The following is a 21,836-nucleotide window of genomic DNA, read 5'->3' as shown; positions in this document are numbered from 1 at the left end:
TCAGCTCTCCCGGATCGTCGAGCGGGGGTCGAGCAGCCCGAGGACGACGTCGACCAGCAGGTTCACCAGCAGCACGCCGACGCCGTAGACCAGCACGATTCCCTGCACCAGCGGGTAGTCCTTGGTCAGGATCGACTGGACGATCGTCGAGCCGAGGCCCGGCCAGGCGAACACGTTCTCCACCAGCACCGTGCCCGCCACCAGCCCGGTCAGCATCAGCCCGCCCAGGGTGAGCGTCGCGGTCAGCGCGTTCGGCAGCGCGTGCCGGACGTAGACCAGCCGCGCCGGCAGCCGCTTCGCCCGCGCGGTGCGGACGAAGTCGGCGCCCAGCACCGCGAGCAGCTCCACCCGGATCATCCGGGCGAGCACCGCCGACGGCCCGACCGCCAGCGCCGCGACCGGCAGGACGTACGCGCTCGCGTCGTCGCCGCCCGCCACCGGGAACCAGCCGAGCCCGACGGCGAGCAGCGCGACCAGGCCGACCGCGATCAGGAACTCGGGGATCGCGGCGAGGAACACGCTCACCGACGTGAACCCCAGCTCCGCGCCCCGGCGGCGGCCGCCGCGGGTGAGCACCGCGAAGCCGACACCGGCCGGGACCGCGACGACGACCACCACGGCGAAGGCCAGGACCGCCAGCTGCAGGGTCGCCGGCAGCCGGTCGCCGATCACCTGCGCCACCGGCTGCCCGCCCACCATCGACGTCCCGAGGTCGCCGGTCACCAGGCCGCGCAGGTAGTGCCCGTACTGCACCCACAGCGGGTCGTCCAGGCCGAGCGCGGCCCGCTTCGCCGCCACCAGGTCGGCGGGCGCGGTCATGCCGAGCGCCGCCCGCACCGGGTCGCCGGGGACCAGGTGGATCATCAGGAACGCGGCGGTGAGCAGCGCCCACAGCGAGACGGCGAACCGGGCCAGCCGCCGCGCGGCGAACGCCGGCCACGGGCCGCCGCGGGCGCGGGGTGCCACCGCGGTGGTCACTTCGCGTACATCCGGATCGACGACGGCATCATGCTGCCCTGGCTGAAGGTGAACTTCGCGCCGCTGGCGTAGGTCGGGACGACGGAGTCGACGTACGGCACCGCGTCGACCCGCTTGACCAGCGCCGTCTCCGCCTCGTTCCAGTCCGGGCAGCTCGCCTCGCCCGCCTTGGCCGCCGCGCGCTGGGCCGCCTGCTCGTAGGCGGGGTTGGCGATGTGGGCGAAGTTCGTCCCGTCCGGCGCGGCCGGGCCGGAGACGAACGGCACCAGCTGGCTCGGCAGCGCGAACCCGACCGGTCCCATCGACACCTCCCACTCACCGGTGCCGAACAGCGCCTGGTTCAGCCCCGGGCTGTCGACGCCCTTGAGCGTGACCTCGGCGCCGAGGCTCTTCCACGTCTGCTGCGCCAGCTCGGCGGTGGGCGCCATCGTCGGGCCGAGCTGGGTGCCGTAGAGGACGGTGAGCGTGAGCCGCTTGCCGTTCTTGGCGCGGACGCCGTCGGCGCCCTTCACCCAGCCCGCCGCGTCCAGCGCGGCCGCCGCGGCGGCCGGGTCGTGGGCGGGCAGGTTGCCGGTGACGGTGTCGCCGGAGCAGACCTTCGGCTCGGCGGTGATCATGCCCTGCGACGGCTTGCCGGCACCGTTGGTCAGCACCTTCCCCAGCTGCCCCAGGTCGAGGGCCTGGGTGAGCGCGCGGCGCACGGCTTCGTCCTGGCCGGGCCGGCCCGCGGCCTGGTTGTAGAAGAGCTCGCCCAGCGGCGCGAGGTAGTCGGCGTGGAACAGCTTGCGCGCCTCCAGGCGCTGGCGGTCGGGCCCGTTGATCGCGGCCGCGTTCAGTTCCCCGGACAGCAGCAGGTTCGCCGCGGTCGTCGTGTTCGGGACGACCCGGACGACGACCTTGTCCGGCAGGCCCGGTTCCGCCTTCCAGTCGCCGGGACCCCACGTGTAGTCCTTGCGGCGGGTGAGCGTGTAGTGGTCGTTGGGGACGGCTTCGGTGATCGCGAACATGCCGGTGCCGCTCTCCCCCTTGGCCAGCAGCTTGCGGTCGCTCAGCCCCTTGGCGCAGGCGATCGGCAGCGAACCGACGTTGCGGAGCAGGAACGCGTCCGGCTTCCCGCTGGTGACGGTGACCGTGCGGGTGGCCTCGTCCGCGGTCGCCTTGGTGCCGGGGGCGATGGTCAGCCCGGCGATCGGCGACTTGTTGGCCGGGTCGCCGACGAAGTTCACGTTGGCGGCGACGTCGGCGGCGGTCAGCGGGCCGCCGTCCGAGCAGGTGACGCCCTGGCGGAGGGTGAACGTCGCGCTGGTCGTGGTGGCGTCCCACTTGCTTGCCAGCCCGGCGACCGGCTTGCCGTCGGCGGACTGCCCGAGCAGCGAGTCGTAGAGGAACAGGTCGAGCTGGATGGCCACCGAGAACACCGTCATGTGCGGGTCGATGGTGCCGGGGTCCGAGCCGATGGCGAGGCTGAACGTCTTGCCGTCCACCGGGGTGCCGTCCCCGGCGCTCGTGCCGCCGCCCGGTCCCCCGCAGCCGGTCGCGGCCAGCGCGAGGACCCCGAGCAGGACCGCGGCGGTCCGTGTCTTGGTCATGGGGTTGCCTTTCGCAGGTGATCGACGGCGAGGCGGGCGGCCTCGCCGATCGCGGCGTCGACGGCGGGCTGCCGCTCGGCGAAGGAGTGGGCGCGGGTGAAGACCGCGACGGCGAACCGGCGGCCGTCCGGGAAGGTCACGACGCCGGCCTCGTTGCGCACCGACGGCAGGGTGCCGGTCTTGGCGGCGACGGCGACGTCCGAGGCGAAGCCGGACGACATCCGGTGCGGCCAGATCTGGCGCGCCATCATCGACCGCACGCGTTCGCACGCCGCCGGGTCGCCGGCCCGGTCGGTCCAGATGGCCTCGAGGAGCGTGGTGATCTCCCGGGGCGTGGACGCCGTCGTCCGCGCCGGGTCGAGCACCGCGAGCTTCGCCGTCTGGTCCGGGGTGGCCGCGGCGAACACGGCGTCGAGGTCGGCGTCTTCGGCGGCGCCGAGGTCGGCGAGCACGGACGCGAAAAGGTCTTCGCAGCACCCGATCAGCCGGGTGCGACGCAAGCCGAGGCCGGTGAGGACGCGGTCGACGGCCGCCTGGCCGACGCGGTGGTAGACGACGTCGGTGGCGGCGTTGTCGCTCATGGTCAGCATGAACAGCGCGAGGTCGCGCCAGGACATCTCGACGTCGTCCGCGCAGCCCGCCGTGCCGATCCCGCCGGTGCGGTAGCGCTTCCCGACGCGGGTCCGGGCGGTCTCGTCGAGCCGTCCCGCGACGACCTCCCTGGCGTAGGCGACGGCGACCGGGATCTTGAACACCGACGCGAGCACCACGGGGTCGTCCGCGCCGACGCCGACTTCGGCCGTGCCGCCGATTTCCCGCGCGTGCACGAAACCCCGCGCGCCCGCGCCGGTGAAGACGGCATCGATCGCCGCTTCGGCGCTGTTCACGCGCTCACCCGCCGGTCGGCGCGGCCGGTGTGCAGGTAGAGCGCGCGCCCGGTGCCGTCGTCGCCGACGAACGCGTGCGGCAGGTACATCCCCTGCGTCGGCTCGGCCAGGATCAGCGTGTCGCCGTTGAGCGGGAGCAGCTCGGTCTTCTCCGGCTTGGCCAGCTCGGCGAAGATGCCCTTCGGGACCCGCTCGACCCAGACGCGGCCGTCGTCGTCCTGGCTGACCACGATGTCCGCGACGGAGGAGGAGTACTCGCCCACGTACCGCGTGGCGTCGACGCGCGGCGCGCCCGGGTCCGGCACCGGCAGCGGGGGCAGCTCGATGCCGGTCAGCTCCTTCAGGACGTGCCCGACGACCTCGGCGTAGACGGGCATCGGGTTGCCGCCGTTGGTCAGCAGCGCCACCGCGACGTCGTGCCCGGGCGCGAGCCGCAGGAACGCCGACTGGCCGATGGTGCCGCCGTCGTGGCCGATGACCGTCTCGTCGTAGAGCGACCAGCCCAGCCCCCACGCCCGGCCCATCAGGCCGAGGTCGGGCAGCTCGACCTGGCGTTCCCGCATCGCGCGGGCGCTGCCGGCACTCAGCACGCGGGTGCCGTCCGGACCTTCGCCGTCGCGCAGGTGCATGCCGGCGAAGGTCACGAGGTCACGCGGCCGCATCGCGAGCATCGCCCCGGCCGGGGCGTTCGACGGCGTCAGCGCCCAGCTGCCCGCGGGCTCCGGGTCGGCGCCCGGCCCGGGCGTCAGGTGGCCCAGCGCGGCCCGGAACCGGATGGCCTCGTACGGGCTCGGCGCGGCGTGCGTCAGTCCCAAGGGGACGAACAGGTGCTCGGCCAGGCAGGTGTTGAACGGCTTGCCGCGCAGCACCTCCACGACCCGGCCCAGGACGCAGAAGGCGGCGTTGTTGTAGGAGAACATCTCGCCGGGAGCGAACAGCTGCGGCACGTCGGCGAGGGTGGCGACCAGCTTCTCGACGCAGTCGTCGCCGCGGCCGGTGTCGGTGAAGATGTCGCCTTCGAAGCCGGAGGTGTGGCACGTCAGCTGCCGCACGGTGATCCGCGCGGCGGCGTCCGCGTCGGCCAGCGCGAACTCCGGCAGGTACTCGCGCACCGGCCGGTCGAGGTCGAGCACGCCCTCGTCGACCAGCTGCATCGCGAGCGTCGTGGTCCAGATCTTGGTGATGGACCCGATCTGGAACAGCGAGTCGACGTCGGCTTCGACGCCGGTGGCCTTGTTGAGCACGCCGGCCGCGTGGTCGGCGATCTCGCCACCGGCGTACACGGCCACGGACGCGCCGGGCACCTGGTGCTCGGCGAGCAGGGCGGGAAGCCGGCGTTCGAGCCAGGCGGCGAGTTCGGGGAGTTTCGACATGGTTGCCTCTCGTCCGACGATGGGGGAACCGGCGATGCGGGGATGCTAGGGCGGCGGCCGGGGCCGCCGGTTCGTCGAATCCGACGAGACCCGGGGAAACTTTCATCGCGGCGGACGAAGGCCCGGGCGCCGCCAGCGGGGCAGGACGGCCCGGACGGCCGCGCGCCCGACGGCGCCCATGACGAAGATGCGCGAGGTGAGGACCGCCGTCCCGGCCGCGAGCGCGCGGGCGCGCCCGGCCGCCGCCGCCACCCGGCGGCTGATCACTTCCCGTGCTGTCTCCATGGCGACTCCGTCCGTTGTGGACCGTTCAGGCGATGGACCGGGCGGCCCCGAGCCACGACTTCGCGGTCGTCACCTCGGCCAGCCGCTCGGCGATCGGCGTGACACCCAGTCCCGGGCCGGACGGCACGGGCAGCCGCCCGGCTTCGAGCACGAACGGCTCGGTGATGTCCGTGCGGTAGAACCGGTCGGACGCCGACGTGTCGCCCGGCAGGGTGAACCCGGGCAGGGACGCCAGCGCCACGTTGGCCGCGCGGCCCAGCCCGGTCTCGATCATCCCGCCGCACCACACCGGCACGCCGTGCGCGGCGCAGACGTCGTGCACCCGCCGCGCCTCCAGGTACCCGCCGACGCGGCTCGGCTTGATGTTGACGATCCGGCAGGCGCCGAGCCGGATCGCGTCGGCGGCCGACCGGGCGGAGACGACCGACTCGTCCAGGCAGATCGGCGTCCGGATGTGCTTGGCCAGCTCGGCGTGGCCCAGCACGTCCTCCTCTTCGAGTGGCTGCTCGATGAGCAGCAGCTCGAACGGGTCGAGCCGCTGCAGCTGCGGCACGTCGGAGAGCGTGTACGCGGTGTTCGCGTCGACCTGGAGCAGGATGTCGCCGCCGAAGCGTTCGCGGACCGCGCGCACCGGCTCGACGTCCCAGCCCGGCTCGATCTTGAGCTTGATCCGCAGGTACCCGGCGTCCAGGTAGCCGCCGACGACGTCCAGCAGCTGCGGGATCGTCTCCATGATGCCCACGGACACCCCGCACGGCACCGAGTCGCTGGTGGACCCGAGCGCCGTGGCGAACGAAACGCCGTGCGCGCGCAGCTGCGCGTCCAGCACCGCCATCTCCAGCGCGCCCTTGGCCATCCGGTGGCCCTTGAACTTCGCCAGCAGCGGCGCGACCTTGTTCGCGGTGAGGTCGCCGGCGGCCAGCAGCGCGGGCACGAGGAAGGTCCGCAGCACGTGCTCGACACCGTCGACGTATTCCGACGAGTACAGCGGATCGACCATCGCACCGCACTCGCCCCAGCCTTCGCCTTCCGACGTCACCGCGCGCAGGAGCAGCAGCTCGCGTTCGGCCTGCGTGCCGAACGACGTCCGGAACGGCGCCACGAGCGGCATCCGGACGCGGAGGAGTTCCACACCAGTGAGTTTCACGCCTGCTCCTTCGCCACGACGTACCAGCCGGCACGATCGAATCCGGTGACCGAGGCGCCCCCGGCCAGCAACCCGCCGAGCACGTCCCGCAACGCGACCCGCCACGCCCGGCCGCGTTCCGGGTCGGCACGCCGGAGCGCCTCGATGTCGGGCGGCACGGCGACGAGCACGAGCGGTGCGTCCGCGGGCCCGGTGACCGGCGCGCCACCGGCGTCCGCGGCCAGCGCGACCGCGGCACCCCGGTCGCGCAGCGACACCGCGTCCAGCCGGGCGGGGACGCCCGCCGCGGCCGCCCGGACCGGCGGGCTCGCCAGGTCCCAGGCGACCATGAGGCGGTCGCTGTCGCCCGCGCCGTTGATGCCGTCGTGCATCGGGCCGTAGAAGTCGGGCAGGTACCGCTGCGGGCGCGCGGCGAGCTTGGTCAGGTTGAAGTGGGCGTTGCGCCGCACCAGCGGGTCGAACGTCCAGGAGATCGACGTGACGTCCTGGCGCAGCGCCCACGCGCGCTGGTGCAGCTTGAGCGCGAAGCCGATGCCGCGGCCGTGGCCCGCCGTCGCGACGCCCGCGATGTGGCTGTGCAGTCCCCCTTTCCCGGGCCCGCCGAAGAACCCGAAGCAGGCGCCGAGCAGTTCGGGCCCGTCGAACGCGCCCGCCACGTAGTTGCCCGCCGAGACCATGGCCCGCAGCAGCTCGGCCGTCACGGGCGGGTTGCCGGGGGCCGGGCGCCAGATCGACTCGAAGAGCCGCGTCACGGCGGTCAGGTCGGCGACCTCGGCCAGGGTCCGGACTTCGACCCCCGAGGCCGTGGCGGCGGCGGCCGCGGCGGCGGCCGCCTCGTCCCGCAGCGGCGGGGCTGTGTTCGTCACGACTTCTGTCACGTCGACGATCCTCTCCGGACGCGCGCGGCGGGTCACCGTTGTGCCGTACCGGTTTCGCCCCGCGCGTTCGTCGGCGCGGACGAACTTCCCCGCGCCAGCACGGTTTCGGCGAGCGCGGCCAGCAACGCGGTGCGGCGGGGCAGCTCGGCGACGAGCACGTGCTCGTCGTCGGCGTGGGCGCCGCCGCCGGCCGCGCCGAGGCCGTCGAGGGTCGGGATGCCCAGTCCCGCGGTGAAGTTGCCGTCGGAGGCGCCGCCGACGGCCGCCTCGGTGAGCGTCCCGGCCGCGAGTTCGTTCGCCAGCGCGAACAGCTCCGACGACGCCTGCGCGTCCAAGGGCGGCCGGTTGATCCCGCCGTCGACGCGGATCTTCGCACCGGGCAGGTGCGGGCGCAGGCCGCGGACGGCCTCGTCGACCCGCCGTTGTTCGGCCGCGTCCCACACCCGCACGTCGACCGCGACGCTCGCCGCGGCGGGCACGGTGTTGGTCGTGGTGCCGGCGCTCGCCGCGGCCGGGACGACGGTGGTGCCGCGCGCCGGGTCGGCGAGCGCGGCCACCGCGAGGATCTGGTGCGCCAGCTCGATCCCGGCGTTGACGCCCTTTTCCGGCTCGAGCCCGGCGTGCGCGGCGCGGCCCTCGATCTGGATCCGGTACAGGGAAACGCCTTTCCGGCGCGTCTTCAGGGCGCCGCCGCCGGCCGCGGCTTCGAGCACGAAGACCGCGTCGCAGGTTTTGGCCTCCTCCTCGATCAGGGTCCGCGACGACGGTGAGCCGATCTCCTCGTCGCCGGTGACGAGGATCGCCAAGCCGTCCCGGTCCGGCAGGGCCGCGGCGGCGTGCAGGGCCATCACCACACCGGCCTTCATGTCGAAACAGCCCGGACCGCGCAGGACGCCGTCGCGGACCTCGAAGGGATGCGTGCGCAGGGAGCCCAGCGGCCACACGGTGTCGTGGTGGCCGAGCAGCAGCAGACGCGGCGGGCCGTCGCCGAACCGCCAGCGCAGATGCGTGCAGCCGTCGACGACGATGCGTTCCGGCTCGGCTCCGAGGAGACGGCGCCCGATCCCGGCGACGGCTTCGGCACTGCGGGCGACGGCCGCGTGGTCGGCCGACGGGGACTCGCACCGGACGAGCGTCTCGATGTCGTCGATCACCTCGGCTCACCCCGCAGGGGACGCCCGGGCAGGGCTTCGGGGTCGAGTTTTCCTTCACTCACAACGGGAACTCCCGCGACGTAGAGGTACCGGACGCCGGCCGACGGGCGGGTGGGCTCGGCGTAGGTGGCGGTGTCGGTGATCCGGGCGGGATCGAGGACCACGATGTCGGCGTCGGCTCCGGCGCCGAGATGCCCCTTCCGGCGGGCGCCGGGCGCGACGTCGTCGAGCAGCCGCGACGGCAGGTACGCGCAGCGGCGGAACGCTTCGAGCCAGCTCCACACCCCGGTTTCGCGGACCATCAGGCGCAGCGTCTTCGCGAAGGTGCCCGCGGTCCGCGGGTGCGTCGAGCCGCCCGGCGGCAGCGGCCATCCGGTGCTTTCGGTGCGGCCGTCCGTCCAGTACACGGGCATCGCGTCGCTGGCGACGACGGCGTCGGGGAACGCGAGCGCCCGGTGCAGCAGCGCGCGGTCGCGGGGGTCGGTCTCGTCGAGGAACTCCAGCAGGCACGGCGCACCCGGGTCTTCCTGCCGTAGCCGGCGAAGGCGTGCTTCGTCGCGCACGCGCTCCCCGGTCTCCAGGATGACCACGCTGGACGGCCGGAGTCCCTTGAGCCGCAGGCGTTCCGGATCGATGAACGCGGCACCGACGGCCGTGCTGCCCGCGCCGTACGGGTAGGCCTCGACGGTGACGCGCGAGCCTTCGCGGCGGGCGGTGTCGAGCGTGGCGAGGACCCGGTCGATGTGGTGGCCGGAGGTGCTGTTGACGTGACAGTGGTGCATCGCGGCCCCGGTCTCCCCGGCCGCGACGGCGATCTCGGCCGAGCCGTCGACCGGGGTGGCCGGGTCGACCTCGACCAGCTCCCGCACGTGCGTGTAGGTCGGCACCCCGGCCATCGCGGCGAGGTGCGCGACGGCCAGGAACTCGCCGGGGTCGGTCGCCGGCGCGTAGCCCATCAGGACACCGATGCCCAGCGCACCTGCGGCCAGCTCTCCGTCCAGAAGGGACAGCCAGGCCGCCAGTTCCTGCTTCGACGAACTCCGTTGCCACTGCGGGTTTCCGAGCACCGCCAGCCCGCTGTCGATGTTCGCGTCGGGCTCGATGCCGGCGAGCACCTTGGCCCGCGCGGCACCCCAGGAGGCGGAGAAGCCGTAGTGCAGCGGCCGCCCGGCCGCGGCGGCCTCGGCGTAGGCGCGGTCGATCGGCATCAGCCCGGCTTCGAGGTCGAGGGCGGTGGTGACGCCGTCCATGGCCTGCAGCCGCTGCCCGGCGATCGAGTGCACGTGGCTGTGCAGGTCGACGAACCCGGGCCCGACGACGAGCCCGGTGACGTCGACTTCGGTGGCGTCCGGCGCGTCGAGCCCGGGCCCGGTCGCTTCGACGCGGCCGCCGTCGAGGAGCACGTCGGCGACGCCGTCGAACCCGCTGCCCGGGTCCACCACCCGGCCGCCCCGCAAGAGTGTCCGCACCCGCCCGCCTCCTCGTCGTCGCCGGTCGAGGTGACGGTAAGCGGATTTCCGGCGGGGCCGTTGGTCGGCGGCGACGAACCGGGGCGGCGCGGTTCATCCGCGGCGACGAACCCGCCGGCGCGGACCCCATCTCACGGAGCGGCGTCGCTGGCGAGAACTCGGCGGAGACTGGCAGAACAGCCACTGGCCGCCCGCGGCGGGCGTTCCTACCGTGATCGATCATGATCGCAGTGCTGGCGCCGATCGTCATCGGCCTCGTTTACGTCGCTCTCAACTCCCTCATCACCGAGCCGCACCGCCGGAAGTTCAACGCACTGATGGTGGGCGGCGCCGGCGCGGCCTACCTGTCCGGCGGCGCGCTGGGCCCGTGGGAGCTGGTGTTCTGCGCGGTGACGACCTACGTGGCGTTCCGCGGCCTCGACTCGTGGACGTTCATCGGGATCGGCTGGCTGCTGCACACCGCGTGGGACGTCGTCCACCACCTGAAGGGCCAGCCGATCCTGCCGTTCGCGCACGGCTCGTCGTTCGGCTGCGCGATCTGCGACCCGGTGATCGCGATCTGGTGCTTCACCGGCGGCCGTTCGGTGTGGACCCGGATTGGCCACGGCGAACGGCGGGTATCCCGCGAAGCATGAGCACGGACGTCGAACGCGCGGCGCACGCGTACTGCCCCCGCTGCCACCCGGACCCGAAGCCGGGCGAGGTGCTCACGGCACTTTGCGGAGCGAAGCACCCGTACTTCGGCCGCCGCGAAAGGCCGTTGCACCAGTGCCCGGCATGCGTGCGGCTGGCTTCGGCGCCGGTGTACGCGTGCGGCCATCCGGGCGGCTAGTTCTGGTGGGGTCGCAGCAGTACGGGCAGGGCGACGGCGAGCGCGATCCCGCGGATGGCCGCCGCCACCAGGTACGGCGCCCGCAGCCCGAGCTCGTGGGCCACCAGGCCGCCGGCCAGCGTGCCCGCCGGGATCAGCCCCCAGCCGAGCAGCCGGTACGCGCTCGTGACCCGGCCGAGCAGGGCGGACGGCACGAACTGCTGGCGGAGGCCGACCGTCACGACGTTCCAGAGCGTCGTCACGAACCCGTTCACGGCGAGGAAAGCGCCGAGCATCACCGCGTCCCGGCTCAAGCCGATGCCGGCGAACGCGCCGGCGTTCACCGCCAGCGCGGTGACCAGCGCCGGCCGGGAGCCGACCGCGGCGACGACACGCGCGTTCACCAGGCCGCCGAGCACGCTGCCGAGGGCCGCGCCGGCCAGCAGCAGGCCGTAACCCCGCGCGTCCGGGTGGACGAGCTGGGTGACGAGCAGGACCAGGGTGGCGTTGGCGAGCTGCCCGCAGAAGGTGTTGACACCGAGCAAGAGGGCGAGGGTGCGCAGCAGCCGGTGCCGCAGGAGCCACGCGAGGCCGTCCCGGACAACCGGGCGCGTCCGGAGGCTCCCGGCGGTCCGCGGCAGGGTCGCCACCACCGCCGCGGACACGGCGAACGAGACGGCGTCGAGCCCGAACGGCAGCGCCGCCGTCACGCCGAACAGCAGGCTTCCCAACGGTGGCCCGGCGAACTGCCCGGTGATCGTCGTGATCGCCTGCTGGCCGCCGTTGGCCCGCGGCAACATCGGCTTCGCGACGAGGTCCGGCAGGATCGCCTGCGCCGCCGTGCCGAACACGACGTCGGCCGCGCCGAGCCCGAACGCCGTGACGGCCAGGAGCGGGACGCCGGCCGCGCCGCAAGCGGTCAGCACCGCGGCGGTGCCGGCCAGCGCCGCCTGGACCGCCTGCGCGCGCCACATCAGGCCGGCCCGGTCGTGGCGGTCGGCCAGCGCTCCGGCGGGCAGGGCCACCAGCAGCCACGGCAGGTACGCCGCCGCCGACACGAGCGCCACGAGCCGTGGGTCGCGCGTGACCGTGACGGTCAGCAGCGGGACGGCCGCGGTGAACGCGCCGGTGCCGAGGTTGTCGATGCCGCTGGCCCACCACAGCCGCCGGTACGCCGGAGGCAGCTTCGCGTCGGTCCGGGGCATACCCGGAATCCTTCGGGCGCCCGCCGGGGGCCGGACACGATTTAGCCGAGCGCTACATACTCGAGGCCATGGCCTGGACGATCGAACTCGGCGTCGCCGAGCTGGCCGCCACCCGGTTCGCGATCTCGCCGCTGTCGGAGACGGTGGCGTGCCTGCAGCAGCTGGGCGGCCGCGACCGGCAGGCGAGCACGCTGCCGTGGCGGCGCTGGGCGGAAGACCGCCTCGCCCGCTCCCCGCTTTCCCTGCCGTGGACCTGGCCGCTGATCGTGGGCGACCGGCCCGGCTGGCCGGAGTTCCTCGTCCCGGCTCCGCGGGACTCCGGCCCGTCCATCGACGACGATCTCGCCGCCCTGCGCCGCACGACCGCGCGCCAGGTCCGGGCCAGCCTCGGCCGCGTGTTCGGCCGGGAGCAGCGCGGCCTGATCGCCGAGCTCGCCGCGCACCCGGCCGCCGGGCTGAAGGCGATCGCCGACGAGCTGCGGACCGCCTACGAGCGGCTGGTCGCGCCGCACTGGCCGAGGATCCGGGCCGTCCTCGACGCCGACGTCGCCCACCGCGCCCGGACACTCGCCGCGGGCGGCGCCGGCACGCTGTTCACCGGCCTGCACCCGGACCTGCGCTGGCAGGACGGCAGGCTTCTGCTGACCGGCGACCGGTGGCGCGCCGACCGCGTCGTGAACCGGGGACCCGGCGGCCTCGTCCTGATGCCCGTCGTGCTGGGCTCACCGCACGTGCTGGTCAAGAAGAGCACGTCGACGCAGACCACTGTCCGGTATCCCGCCCGCGGACGCGGCGCCCTGTGGACGGCGGGCACGCGGCCGCCGCCGGACGCCGTCGTCCGCCTGCTCGGGCGGGCGCGGGCCGGGCTTCTCGAAGCTCTCCGCTCCCCCGCGACCACGACCGAGCTCGCCCGCGCGCTCGGCGTCACGCCCAGCGCCGTGTCGCAGCACCTGCGTGTCCTGCGGGAAGCCGGGCTCGCCGAGCGGGAACGTTCCGGGCGCCACGTGGTCCACGGCATCACCGCGCTCGGAACGTCCCTGCTCGCCTGAGTCAGCCCAGCGCGGACAGCGGCACCGCGAACACCGCCCGCCCGCACGTCTGGCCCTGGACGGCGCAGTCGGCCGTCGACCACTCCGACTGGGACCACACCAGGCCCGTCGACCAGTCGTACGTCAGCGCCTCCGGGTGGAGTGCCCAGCACGCCGTCGTCGCGGGCGTGCCGCAGGTCGCCGACGTGCTCGCCGTTGTCGTCTGCTTCCACAGCTGGCCGTTGGTCGTCGCCGAGCTGTGGGCCACGTACCACTTGCCGTCGTGGGACAGCACTCCCTGCATGTTGCCCACCGAGCTGCGGACCGCCTCCGTCGCCGCCACCGTGCCCGATGCGGCCGCCAGCAGGTAGTCCGTGCCCGTCGGGTAGCGGTAGAGGCGGCCGTGCAGGCTCTGGTCCGAGAAGTACTCCGTCGTCACGATCGACGCCGGGCTCGTGGTGCGGTCCAGCGACATCGACGAGAAGCACGGCACGCCGGTGTCGGACGCCATGCTGCACGTGCCGCCCGCGTACGTGTAGTACCCGATCTGCATCATCGCGTACTTGTACGTGTACGCCGCATAGCCACCCGGAGTCCTGCCGATCGCGTTCGACGTCGTGTCGGTCATCTGCAGGATGTGCTTGGTGGAAAACACCCGGATCGCGGTCGACGTGTTGCCCACGGCCGTCACGTAGATCTTGTCGCCGTACCAGGCCATCCCGCCCACATGTGCCTGCGCCGCGGTGAAGCTGCCGCCGGTGCTGTTCGGCACGGCCAGGTAGAACATCCGGTACGCCGGTGACGCCGGATCGTCGTAGTCGATCGCCTGGATGCGGGCGTCGTTGTAGCGGCCGAGCGCGTCGGTGCCGTGCCAGCCGGACAGGATGATCTTGTCCGCGCCCCACAGGCCGTCGTCGTCCGCGTCGCCGGACGTCGTGATGCCCTGCGGGCTCCACGTCGTCGTCCCCGCGCGGTCGGCGTCCCAGCACAGCGCCTTCGCCGCCACCGGTGCCTTGGGCAGCGCGGCCTTTTCCGCGCTCGTGCAGCCGGTCATCGCGTAGCTCGTGTCGTTGACCACGGTGTTGAGGCTGACGTTCGGCAGCGCGTCGTCCAGCGCGGTCAGGGCCGCGGCGGGCGTCGCGTGCCACACCAGGTTCTGCTTGGCCGTCGTCGTCAGCGGGTCGCTGTAGGCGGCACTCGCCGTGCCGGGCAGCGCCAGTGCGCCGGCCGCCACGGCCAGCGCGAGGAGGAGCACCTTCGGAGTTCGCATGGACGCCAGTGCGCCACACGCGGGTCCAAAATCCGTACACGCCCCGCGCGGCTCTTGTACTAGTCGGCGAGCGCGAGCACCGTCCGCGCCTGCTCGACCATGGCGACGTCGAGAAATGTGCCGTCCGGCAAGGCGATCGCGCCCACCCCCGCCGCGGTCGCGTCCGCGACGCGCGCGATCACCTCGCGCGCCCGGGACACCTCCTGCGGTGTCGGCAGGAACGCCGTCCTGATGGTTTCCAGCTGGCTCGGGTGGATCGCCGTGCGGCCGCGGAAGCCCAGCGCGCGGCCGGCCCGGCACGACGCCGCGAGCCCCTCGAGGTCGCGGACGTTCGCGTAGGCCGACATCGCGGGCGGCGCGAGCCGGGCCGCCCGCGCCGCGACGATCACGCGGCTGCGCGCCCACGTCAGCCCGGCGTCGTCGGCGACACCCAGGTCCGAGCGCAGGTCGGCCTCGCCGAGCCCGATCGACGCGATCATCGGCGACGCCGTGGCGATCGCCAGCGCCCGTTCCACCCCGAGCGCCGACTCGATCAGCGGGTGCAGCGCGCGGCCCGGCAGCGCCCGCTCGACGGCCGCGATCTCCTCCGGCGCCTCGACCTTCGGCAGCCGCACCCCGACCGCGGGTGGCAGGTCCGCGACCGCCGTGAGGTCGGCGGCGTGCCACGGGGTGCTCGGGTGGTTGACCCGCACCTGCACCGGCCGGGACACCGCGGCGAGCAGCCGCCGGACGTTCTCGCGGGCTTCGGCCTTGCGTGCCGGGGCGACGGCGTCCTCGAGGTCGACGAGCACGACGTCGGCCGCCGACGCGAACGCCTTCCGCACCCGGTCCGGGCGGTCGGCCGGGGTGTAGAGGAACGTCAGCGGCGGGGTCACACCGCACCCCGCCGGCGCAGTTCGGCCACTCTTTCGGGCGAAAAGCCCAGCTCGTCGAGCACCGCGTCGGTGTCCGCGCCGTGCGGGCGGCCGGTGAAGCCGATGACGCCGTCGTGGTCCGACAGCCGGAACAGCGGGCCCTGCATGAGCATCGGCCCGAAGTCGGCGTCGTCGATCTCGTGGATCGTGCCGAGCGCCCGGAACTGCGGGTCCGCGACGATGTCGGCCGCGTCGTAGATCGGCGCGACCGCCGCCTGCGCCGCCTCGAACGCGGCGACGACCTCCTCGCGCGTGCGCTGCCCGATCCACTTGCCGACGGCTTCGTCGAGTTCGTCGGCGTGCCGCGCCCGCTCGGCGCCACTGGCGAACCACGGCTCGTCCACCAGGTCGGGCCGCCCGACCAGCCGGATCACGCGTTCGGCCACCGACTGGGCCGACGTGGACACCGCGACCCACTGGCCGTCGCTGGTGCGGTAGGTGTTGCGCGGCGCGTTGTTGGCCGACCGGTTGCCGGTGCGCGGCTGGACGGTGCGCAGCTGGTCCCAGCGGGTGATCTGCGGGCCGAGCATGGCCAGCATCGGCTCGATGATCGCGGTGTCGACGACCTGCCCGCGGCCGGTCCGCTCGCGCGCGGTGAGCGCGACCATGATCGCGTAGGCCGTGGCCAGCGACGCGACGCCGTCGGCCAGCCCGAACGGCGGCAGCGTCGGCGGCCCGTCCGGTTCACCCGTGCTCGCGGCGAACCCGCTCATCGCCTCGGCGAGCGTGCCGAAGCCGGGCCGGGTCCGGTACGGGCCGAGCTGCCCGAACCCGGTGACGCGGGCGAGCACCAGCTTCGGGTTCCAGCTCGCCAGCTCGTCGTAGCCGAGCCGCCAGCGTTCGAGGGTGCCGGGGCGGAAGTTCTCGATGACGACGTCCGCCGTCGCGGCGAGCGCGAGGAAGACCTCGCGGCCGCCTTCGCTGCCGAGGTCGGCGGTGATCGTGCGCTTGTTCCGGCCGAGGGTCTTCCACCACAGGTTGACGCCGTCCTTCGCGGCGCCGTGGGTGCGCGAGGGATCGGGTTTGCGCGGGTGCTCGACCTTGACGACGTCGGCGCCCATGTCGCCCAGGTGCATCGCGGCCATCGGGCCGGCGAAGAGCGTGGACGCGTCGACGACACGCAGGCCGGCGAGGGCGCCGGCGGAAGGATCGCGGGAGACGCTCACGCCGTCACCTCCCAGGCGCAGCGGAAGCCGACCGTCGCGCTGCGCGCGAGGCCGAGGCCCGGCAGGAGGAGCTTCACGGTGTAGTCGGGTTCCTTCCGGCCGCCTTCGACGTACCACTCGGAGCCCTCCGCGCGGTAGTCGCTGCCGCCCTTGAGCATCACGAACCGGGTCCGGCCGTCGGTGTGCTCGCTTTCGGTCCAGTTCCACACCGCGGGCGTGCCGCGCCGCAGCGCGCCGGTCTCCCCGGCGAGCTGCCACTCGTCCTCGGTGGGCAGCCGGCCACCGCGCCACCCGCAGTACGCCCGCGCGTCGTCGAGGTCGACGTAGGTCACCGGCTCATCCGGGGCACCCGGGTGCGCGAGGAAGCGGTGCGGGTTCGCGGGCCGGTAGCCGGTGGCGGCGACGAACTCGGCGAACTCCGCGTTCGTCACCTCGGTGGCCGCGACCGCGACGGCCGTGGCCAGCTCGCCTTCGCGCTGCAGCGTGCGGGCGTCGTGCAACCGCGGCGGCAGCGGCTTCCATTCGTCCACATAGGGCGCTCCCTGGTACATGCCGGTCTCGCGGGCGCGGTACCGGACGGTCAGCACGTACGGTCCGGCCGGGACGACGACCGTGTCCTGCGAAGGCGTTCCGGTGGTCCTTTGTGGACTGACGCGGCGCGCGAGCCGGTGCGGGAACCGCGCGTCGGGATCGTGCGGCAGCTCGGGCAGATCCGGCCGCCAGCCTTCGGCGGAGGCGCCGATGCCGCGGGCCGGGACGCCGCCGAGAAGGTCCGCTCCGGGCAGCGGGCCGTGGTAGTCGGTGTCGCTGCGGTTGACGAGGGTCCACAGGGTCACGCCGTCGCGCCGCCAGCTCGACGCGTAGACGCCCGCCGCTTCCGCCTCCGGCGGGAGCTCGGCCAGCGGCGTCCACTCGCCGTGCAGGAGCAGGTCCGCGGCGGCGCGCTGGAGCGTGACCATGCGGCGGACGGTCGCGGCGTCGCGGCGCGACCAGCCGACCCACACGCCGAAGACGACCTCCCACACCATGACGCCGACGCCGTTGAGCCACGCCGACTGCAGCTCTTCGCTGTGGTCGCGGTGCCAGCGGCGGACGTGGTGCTGCATGTGCCGCCGCTCGTAGAAGTGCGCGCGCAGGACGCCCGGCACGGGCGAGTCGGCGAAGAACTGGGCCCACGACGCCGCGTGGTCCTCGATCCGCTCGACCGGCAGCTTGGACTCGCCTTCGAGGACGATCCCGGGCCGGGCCGCTTCGAGGCGTTCCACGAAGTCCGGCTCGGCTTTCTTGAGCGTGTCGAGGAAGACGCCGTCCGCCTTCAGGTCGGCGACGAGCGCGGCCAGCTCGGTGAGGTCGGCTGCGCCGCGGCGGGTACCGACGTCCCAGGGGTTGTAGTCGACGAAGACGTGCAAGCCGTGGTCGTGCAGGGCTTCGACGAGTTCCGCGAGCCCGGGGACGTCGCGGTAGAAGTCCCACTGGTTGCGGTCGTCGAGCCCGATCACCGGGTAGGCGTGCCACAGCACGACGGCGTCGAGACCACCGAAGCGGTCTCGGGCGTCGGCGAGGAAGCGGTCGGGCGTGAACCGGTGCTCGTCGAAGGAGTAGAGCAGCTCGTCCCACAGCCAGACCTGGGCGACGGTGAAGCAGGTCGCCGCCCACGCCGCGCCGGGACGGGCGTAGGCGGCCCCCGTGTAGCCGTGACGGCGCCGGGCGTCCTCGCGCCAGGCTTCGAGGGTCTCGCGCCACGCGGGCCGGTCGGCCGGGTCGGCGGGAGCGGCGAAGATCTTCGCGTCGTCCAATGTGGACAGTGGGCCGCGCACCTCGGCAGGCCGGTCGATGGGCCGCGGGACGAGCGGGTCGAACTGGTAGGTCATGGTGCCTTTCCTCCGGACGCGGCGACCTCGTCGGCAGCGGGGACGGCGGCCTGGGCGCCCGGCCGCGTGACGGCGAGCGCGGCGGCCACGCCCGCGTGGCGGGCCGCCTCGGGCAACGTCCGCCCCTGGGCGAGTGCCGCGGCGAGGACGCCGCAGAAGGTGTCGCCGGCGCCGGTGGTGTCCACGACGTCGACGCTGCTCCCGGGCACGCGCACGGGTTCGCTGTCCCGGCGGAGCACCACGCAGCCGTCGCGGCCGAGGGTGACGACGACGGCGGGCACCCGCTTGAGCAGCTTCTCGGGTTCGCCGGCGAGGTCGGCGGCTTCGTACTCGTTGACCACGAGCACGTCGAGCACCTCCCACAGCGAGTCCGGCAGGTCCCGGGCCGGCGCGGCGTTGAGGATCATGAGCGCCCCGGGCCGGCGCGCCGCGGCGGCGGCCGCCACGACGTCGACGGGGATTTCGAGCTGGGCCAGGACGACGTCGGCGTCGGCGATCCGTGCGGCCTGGGCGGCACCGATGCGGACGTGCTCGTTCGCGCCGGGGGCGACGACGATGGCGTTCTCCCCGTCCGGGGCGACGGTGACGAAGGCGGTCCCGGTGGGCGCGTCGGCCCGTTCGACGAGGTCGGTCCGGACCCCGGCGCCCCCGAGCGAGACGAGGACGAGATCGGCACCTTCGTCTTCGCCGAGAGCGCCGACGAAGGTGGTGTCGGCACCCCCGGCCCAGGCGGCGGCGACGGCCTGGTTGGCCCCCTTGCCTCCGGGACTGCGCCGCAACCGCCCCCCGAGAACGGTCTCCCCACCTCGCGGCGGCCGCGGAACATCGACGGCGAGGTCGACATTCGCCGACCCGACGACCACGACCCGCCCGGTCATGCCGCTCCCTCCGCTCGAACCTCAGCGCCGCAGGTCACGGCGCCGCTCTCCCGGCCCTGCGCCGCCCGGCAGACCGCCGCACCGGCATCCCCGACCAGCGTCCGCGCGGTCATGCCGCTCCCTCCGCCAGCGCCGCCGTGCGGGCCGCCAGGTCCGTGATCCGGCGCTCGCCGCCCGGGAGCGAGGTCGCTATCCGGTCGTCCAGCGGCTTGCTCCAGTACTCGTCCACGCCGCTCACCGCGCCCACCACTCCCCCGACCGTCGCGGCCGCCGAATCCGTGTCCCAGCCCGCCGTCACCGCGATCGACACGCTCGGCCCGAACTCGCCGCCGCCCTTCGCGAGCGCGTACGCGATCACCGCCGCGTTGTTCAGCACGTGCACCCAGTGCAGGCCGCCGTAGGCCTCGTGCAGGCGGTCGAGGCCGTCGCGGACGTCACCCGAACGAGCCGCGTCACGGCCGAAGCCGATCGCCGCGGCCAGCGCGGACCCGGCCGGCACCACTGCCGACGCCGCGTCCAGCACCTCCTCCACCGTGTCGCACACCATCGCCGCCGACGCGAGACCCGCCGCCCACATCGCGCCGTACACCCCGTTGCGCGTGTGGCTGAGGCGGGCGTCCGTCCAGGCCAGCCGGGCCGCCGAACGCACGTCGCCCGGGGACACCCAGCCGAACACGTCCGCGCGGATCAGCGCGCCGATCCACTCGCGGAACGGGTTGTGGTGGGTCGCGGTGTCCGGGCGCGCGTCCAGGAGGTTCCGGTACGCCGCGCGCTCGGCCGTGAACACCCGCCCGGCCGGCAGATTGTCCAGCCACAGCTGGGCGACGTCCTCGGTGGTGAACCCACGGCCGTGCCGCTCCAGCAGGGAAAGGGCCAGTATCGGGTAGTTGAGGTCGTCGTCCTCGGGCATCCCGTCGATGTTCTCGGCCAGCGACGTCGGCGCCGAGCGCCGGTTCCACGGCCACCGCGCGGCCACGTCGGCGGGCAGCCCGGCCGCGGTGAACCACCCGGCCAGCGGCCAGCGGCCGGTCGCGCGGAGGATCTCCTCGATGCCCTCCCGCGGGATCTTTTCCACGGGCTTGCCGAGCAGGCACCCGGCGGCCCGCCCGGTCCAGGCGGCCAGCTCGCGCCCCCGCGACCCACGCGGCAGCGACGGCGCGGGCGGCAGCAACGCGGCGATCTCCGCCCACCCCGGCTGGGCGACCGCCACGGTCTCCGCCGACCCCGGCTTCGCGGACGCAGCGGTCCCGGGCGGCCGCGGCTCGGCGCGCGCCGGGATCTTGGCCCACTCAGGATCGGCCGACGCCGCGGTCCAGGCCGAACCCGGCTCGGGGGCACCGCGGACTTGGCCCACTCAGGATCGGCGGCCGCCACGGTCCCGGCCCGCCTCGGCCCGGCGGCCGCCGCGGTCTCTGCCGACCCCGGCTTCGCGGACGCAGCGGTCCCGGGCGGCCGCGGCTCGGCGCGCGCCGGGGCCTTGGCCCACTCAGGATCGGCGGGCGCCACGGTCCCGGGCCGCCCCGGCTCGGCAGGCGCTGCGGTCCCGGCCCAACCCGGCTCGGCGGGCGCGGCAAGCGCCTCCAGTTCATCCAGCAGCGCCCGCGCCAGCGGCCGCAGCTCGGGCGCGGCCGGGCCTGCGCCGCTCACCGGCGGGACCGGGTTGCCGCCCGCGGCGATCCACCGCTGGCGGACCGCCGTGATGTCCTTGCCCTCCGCGGCCGACTGCACCAGCTCGTGCGGCAGCAGGTCCTCCGGCTGGGCCCAGGTCAGCCTCACGCCGTCTCCTCGAGGAAGGCGGCGCGGGCGCGGGCGCGGTCCCGGTCGGCCCGGAGGATGTCGGCGGCCGCCGAGGCCAGCAGCTCCCCCGTCTCGCGCAGGTCCATGCGGCTGGCCTCGCCGATCGTGTCGACCCAGTCCTTCGGCACGACGGCGGTGCCGCCCAGGCCGGCGCACAGCGCGCCCGCCATCACCGCGATCGAGTCGGCGTCCCGGCCGTAGTTCACCGCGGCCAGCACCGCGCCGCGGAAGTCGCCCCGGTGCGCGAGCACGAACGCCAGCGCCGCGGGCAGCTCTTCGATGGACTTCGTCCGGGAAGGCCGCCGGGCATCCAAGGACATCTCCCGGTAGTGCGGCCCCACCGAGTCGAACGGCGCCACCGTCTCCCGGACCAGCGCGGCGAGCGCACGTTCTTCGTCGTCGGTCGCCGGGGCGGTGGTCCGGCCGCCGAAGGTCTCGACGACCGCGCGCAGCGCCGCCGCGGTCCCGTCGTGGGCCACGTCCAGAGCGGCCGTGACGACGTCGTCCAGCGACGCGCCGGGTGCGACGGCGGCCGCCACCATCGCGGCCAGCACCCCCGCCGCCTCCCGGCCATAGCTGGACTGGTGCGCGCCGGTCAGGTCGATCGCCTCGGCGTACGCGCCGCGGGGGTCACCCGCGTTCACGACGCCCACCGGGGCGACGTACATCGCCGCGCCGCAGTTGACCACGTTGCCCACGCCCGCTTCGCGCGGGTCGACGTGTCCGTAGTGGAGTCTCGCGACGATCCACTTCTCCGCCAGGAAGACCCGCTGCAGCAGCAGCGCGGTCGACTCCAGCTCCGGCACCCAGCGCGGTTCGCCGATCATCAGCGGCACCAGGTCCTCGGCCATCGCGTACGCGTCGAGGTGCGCGCGGCGCTTCGCGTACACCTCGACGAGCGCCCGCGTCATGAGCGTGTCGTCGGTGACGTGCCCGTCGCCCTTGTGGTACGGCGCGATCGGGCGGGCGGTCCGCCAGTCCGGGTACCACGGCCCGACGACACCGGTCACCCGGCCACCGTGCCGCTGTTCGATCTGCTCGGGTGTCCACCCTTCGGTGGCGCCGCCGAGTGCGTCCCCGACGGCCGCACCGGTGATCACCGCGACGGCCCGGTCTTCCAGCCAGGTCACCAATCC

Annotated in this window: 20 protein-coding genes; 3 read left to right on the top strand and 17 right to left on the bottom strand. The window is 74.2% G+C overall.

What is annotated here, in order from left to right; translation table 11 throughout:
- From BT341_RS23610 to BT341_RS23570, 9 genes are all read right to left on the bottom strand, one after another.
- Positions 1-978 carry an ABC transporter permease gene (locus BT341_RS23610; RefSeq protein ID WP_072478355.1) on the bottom strand — a complete coding sequence of 326 codons (978 nt, stop codon included), beginning with the start codon at positions 976-978 and terminating at the stop codon, positions 1-3.
- Complete coding sequence (locus BT341_RS23605) at positions 975-2,567, bottom strand: ABC transporter substrate-binding protein (RefSeq protein ID WP_072478354.1); 1,593 nt, start codon at positions 2,565-2,567, stop codon at positions 975-977. The genes BT341_RS23610 and BT341_RS23605 overlap by 4 nt, the downstream gene beginning before the upstream one ends.
- Complete coding sequence (locus BT341_RS23600; RefSeq protein WP_072478353.1) at positions 2,564-3,454, bottom strand: serine hydrolase; 891 nt, start codon at positions 3,452-3,454, stop codon at positions 2,564-2,566. The genes BT341_RS23605 and BT341_RS23600 overlap by 4 nt, the downstream gene beginning before the upstream one ends.
- Entirely contained in the window at positions 3,451-4,827 is a 1,377-nt protein-coding gene (locus tag BT341_RS23595) for a serine hydrolase domain-containing protein (RefSeq protein WP_072478352.1), read from the bottom strand. The genes BT341_RS23600 and BT341_RS23595 overlap by 4 nt, the downstream gene beginning before the upstream one ends.
- A gap of 102 nt (positions 4,828-4,929) precedes the next feature.
- Positions 4,930-5,112, bottom strand: a complete 183-nt coding sequence (locus BT341_RS23590; protein WP_072478351.1) for a hypothetical protein — start codon at positions 5,110-5,112, stop codon at positions 4,930-4,932.
- Between the two features lie 25 nt (positions 5,113-5,137).
- On the bottom strand, positions 5,138-6,259 hold the full coding sequence (gene menC / locus BT341_RS23585) for an o-succinylbenzoate synthase (protein ID WP_072478350.1): 1,122 nt from the start codon (positions 6,257-6,259) through the stop codon (positions 5,138-5,140).
- Entirely contained in the window at positions 6,256-7,137 is an 882-nt protein-coding gene (locus BT341_RS23580; RefSeq protein WP_072482149.1) for a GNAT family N-acetyltransferase, read from the bottom strand. The genes menC and BT341_RS23580 overlap by 4 nt, the downstream gene beginning before the upstream one ends.
- 32 nt (positions 7,138-7,169) lie before the next feature.
- A complete protein-coding gene (locus tag BT341_RS23575) occupies positions 7,170-8,291 on the bottom strand; it encodes a M20 family metallopeptidase (RefSeq protein WP_072478349.1) in 1,122 nt (373 codons plus the stop codon).
- Entirely contained in the window at positions 8,288-9,760 is a 1,473-nt protein-coding gene (locus BT341_RS23570; RefSeq protein ID WP_072478348.1) for an amidohydrolase family protein, read from the bottom strand. Before BT341_RS23570 ends, BT341_RS23575 begins: the two co-directional genes overlap by 4 nt.
- Positions 9,761-9,981: 221 nt before the next feature.
- Here BT341_RS23570 and BT341_RS23565 point away from each other — a divergent pair, with 221 nt between their 5' ends.
- Complete coding sequence (locus BT341_RS23565; RefSeq protein ID WP_072478347.1) at positions 9,982-10,395, top strand: DUF6010 family protein; 414 nt, start codon at positions 9,982-9,984, stop codon at positions 10,393-10,395.
- Entirely contained in the window at positions 10,392-10,592 is a 201-nt protein-coding gene (locus BT341_RS23560) for a hypothetical protein (protein ID WP_072478346.1), read from the top strand. Before BT341_RS23565 ends, BT341_RS23560 begins: the two co-directional genes overlap by 4 nt.
- Here the strand turns inward: BT341_RS23560 and BT341_RS23555 are convergent.
- Entirely contained in the window at positions 10,589-11,776 is a 1,188-nt protein-coding gene (locus BT341_RS23555) for an MFS transporter (RefSeq protein WP_072478345.1), read from the bottom strand. The two genes, BT341_RS23560 and BT341_RS23555, sit on opposite strands and share 4 nt — an antisense overlap.
- A gap of 68 nt (positions 11,777-11,844) precedes the next feature.
- Between BT341_RS23555 and BT341_RS23550 the strand changes: the two genes are divergently transcribed.
- Entirely contained in the window at positions 11,845-12,825 is a 981-nt protein-coding gene (locus BT341_RS23550) for a DUF5937 family protein (protein ID WP_072478344.1), read from the top strand.
- A 1-nt stretch (position 12,826) separates the two neighbouring features.
- Here the strand turns inward: BT341_RS23550 and BT341_RS23545 are convergent, their stop codons facing one another.
- From BT341_RS23545 to BT341_RS23515, 7 genes are all read right to left on the bottom strand, one after another.
- On the bottom strand, positions 12,827-14,074 hold the full coding sequence (locus BT341_RS23545) for a hypothetical protein (RefSeq protein WP_245805080.1): 1,248 nt from the start codon (positions 14,072-14,074) through the stop codon (positions 12,827-12,829).
- Positions 14,075-14,133: 59 nt separating this feature from the next.
- Positions 14,134-14,949 (bottom strand): HpcH/HpaI aldolase/citrate lyase family protein, encoded by an 816-nt coding sequence (locus BT341_RS23540; RefSeq protein ID WP_072478343.1) that lies wholly within the window; start codon positions 14,947-14,949, stop codon positions 14,134-14,136.
- Positions 14,946-16,154 carry a CaiB/BaiF CoA transferase family protein gene (locus BT341_RS23535; RefSeq protein ID WP_072478342.1) on the bottom strand — a complete coding sequence of 403 codons (1,209 nt, stop codon included), beginning with the start codon at positions 16,152-16,154 and terminating at the stop codon, positions 14,946-14,948. The genes BT341_RS23540 and BT341_RS23535 overlap by 4 nt, the downstream gene beginning before the upstream one ends.
- On the bottom strand, positions 16,151-18,025 hold the full coding sequence (locus BT341_RS23530; protein ID WP_072478341.1) for an SUMF1/EgtB/PvdO family nonheme iron enzyme: 1,875 nt from the start codon (positions 18,023-18,025) through the stop codon (positions 16,151-16,153). Before BT341_RS23530 ends, BT341_RS23535 begins: the two co-directional genes overlap by 4 nt.
- Complete coding sequence (locus BT341_RS23525; RefSeq protein ID WP_072478340.1) at positions 18,022-18,903, bottom strand: ribokinase; 882 nt, start codon at positions 18,901-18,903, stop codon at positions 18,022-18,024. Before BT341_RS23525 ends, BT341_RS23530 begins: the two co-directional genes overlap by 4 nt.
- Positions 18,904-19,012: 109 nt before the next feature.
- On the bottom strand, positions 19,013-20,257 hold the full coding sequence (locus BT341_RS23520) for an ADP-ribosylglycohydrolase family protein (protein WP_084742980.1): 1,245 nt from the start codon (positions 20,255-20,257) through the stop codon (positions 19,013-19,015).
- 418 nt (positions 20,258-20,675) lie between these two features.
- Entirely contained in the window at positions 20,676-21,830 is a 1,155-nt protein-coding gene (locus BT341_RS23515) for an ADP-ribosylglycohydrolase family protein (protein ID WP_072478339.1), read from the bottom strand.
- Between the last annotated feature and the right edge of the window lie 6 nt (positions 21,831-21,836).

The sequence above is a fragment of the Amycolatopsis australiensis genome (assembly GCF_900119165.1).
In the GTDB taxonomy this organism is placed as follows: domain Bacteria; phylum Actinomycetota; class Actinomycetes; order Mycobacteriales; family Pseudonocardiaceae; genus Amycolatopsis; species Amycolatopsis australiensis.
Note: the sequence above shows the minus strand (reverse complement) of the source record. Positions and strands in the feature narration are given on the sequence as shown.

What these genes read in the sequence shown, in the direction of transcription:
- BT341_RS23545 (WP_245805080.1), bottom strand. Translation starts at nt 14,074, where the DNA reads ATGCGAACTCCGAAGGTGCTCCTCCTCGCGCTGGCCGTGGCGGCCGGC.
- BT341_RS23555 (WP_072478345.1), bottom strand. Translation starts at nt 11,776, where the DNA reads ATGCCCCGGACCGACGCGAAGCTGCCTCCGGCGTACCGGCGGCTGTGG.
- BT341_RS23605 (WP_072478354.1), bottom strand. Translation starts at nt 2,567, where the DNA reads ATGACCAAGACACGGACCGCCGCGGTCCTGCTCGGGGTCCTCGCGCTG.
- BT341_RS23530 (WP_072478341.1), bottom strand. Translation starts at nt 18,025, where the DNA reads ATGACCTACCAGTTCGACCCGCTCGTCCCGCGGCCCATCGACCGGCCT.
- BT341_RS23595 (WP_072478352.1), bottom strand. Translation starts at nt 4,827, where the DNA reads ATGTCGAAACTCCCCGAACTCGCCGCCTGGCTCGAACGCCGGCTTCCC.
- BT341_RS23560 (WP_072478346.1), top strand. Translation starts at nt 10,392, where the DNA reads ATGAGCACGGACGTCGAACGCGCGGCGCACGCGTACTGCCCCCGCTGC.
- BT341_RS23525 (WP_072478340.1), bottom strand. Translation starts at nt 18,903, where the DNA reads ATGACCGGGCGGGTCGTGGTCGTCGGGTCGGCGAATGTCGACCTCGCC.
- BT341_RS23550 (WP_072478344.1), top strand. Translation starts at nt 11,845, where the DNA reads ATGGCCTGGACGATCGAACTCGGCGTCGCCGAGCTGGCCGCCACCCGG.
- BT341_RS23590 (WP_072478351.1), bottom strand. Translation starts at nt 5,112, where the DNA reads ATGGAGACAGCACGGGAAGTGATCAGCCGCCGGGTGGCGGCGGCGGCC.
- BT341_RS23565 (WP_072478347.1), top strand. Translation starts at nt 9,982, where the DNA reads ATGATCGCAGTGCTGGCGCCGATCGTCATCGGCCTCGTTTACGTCGCT.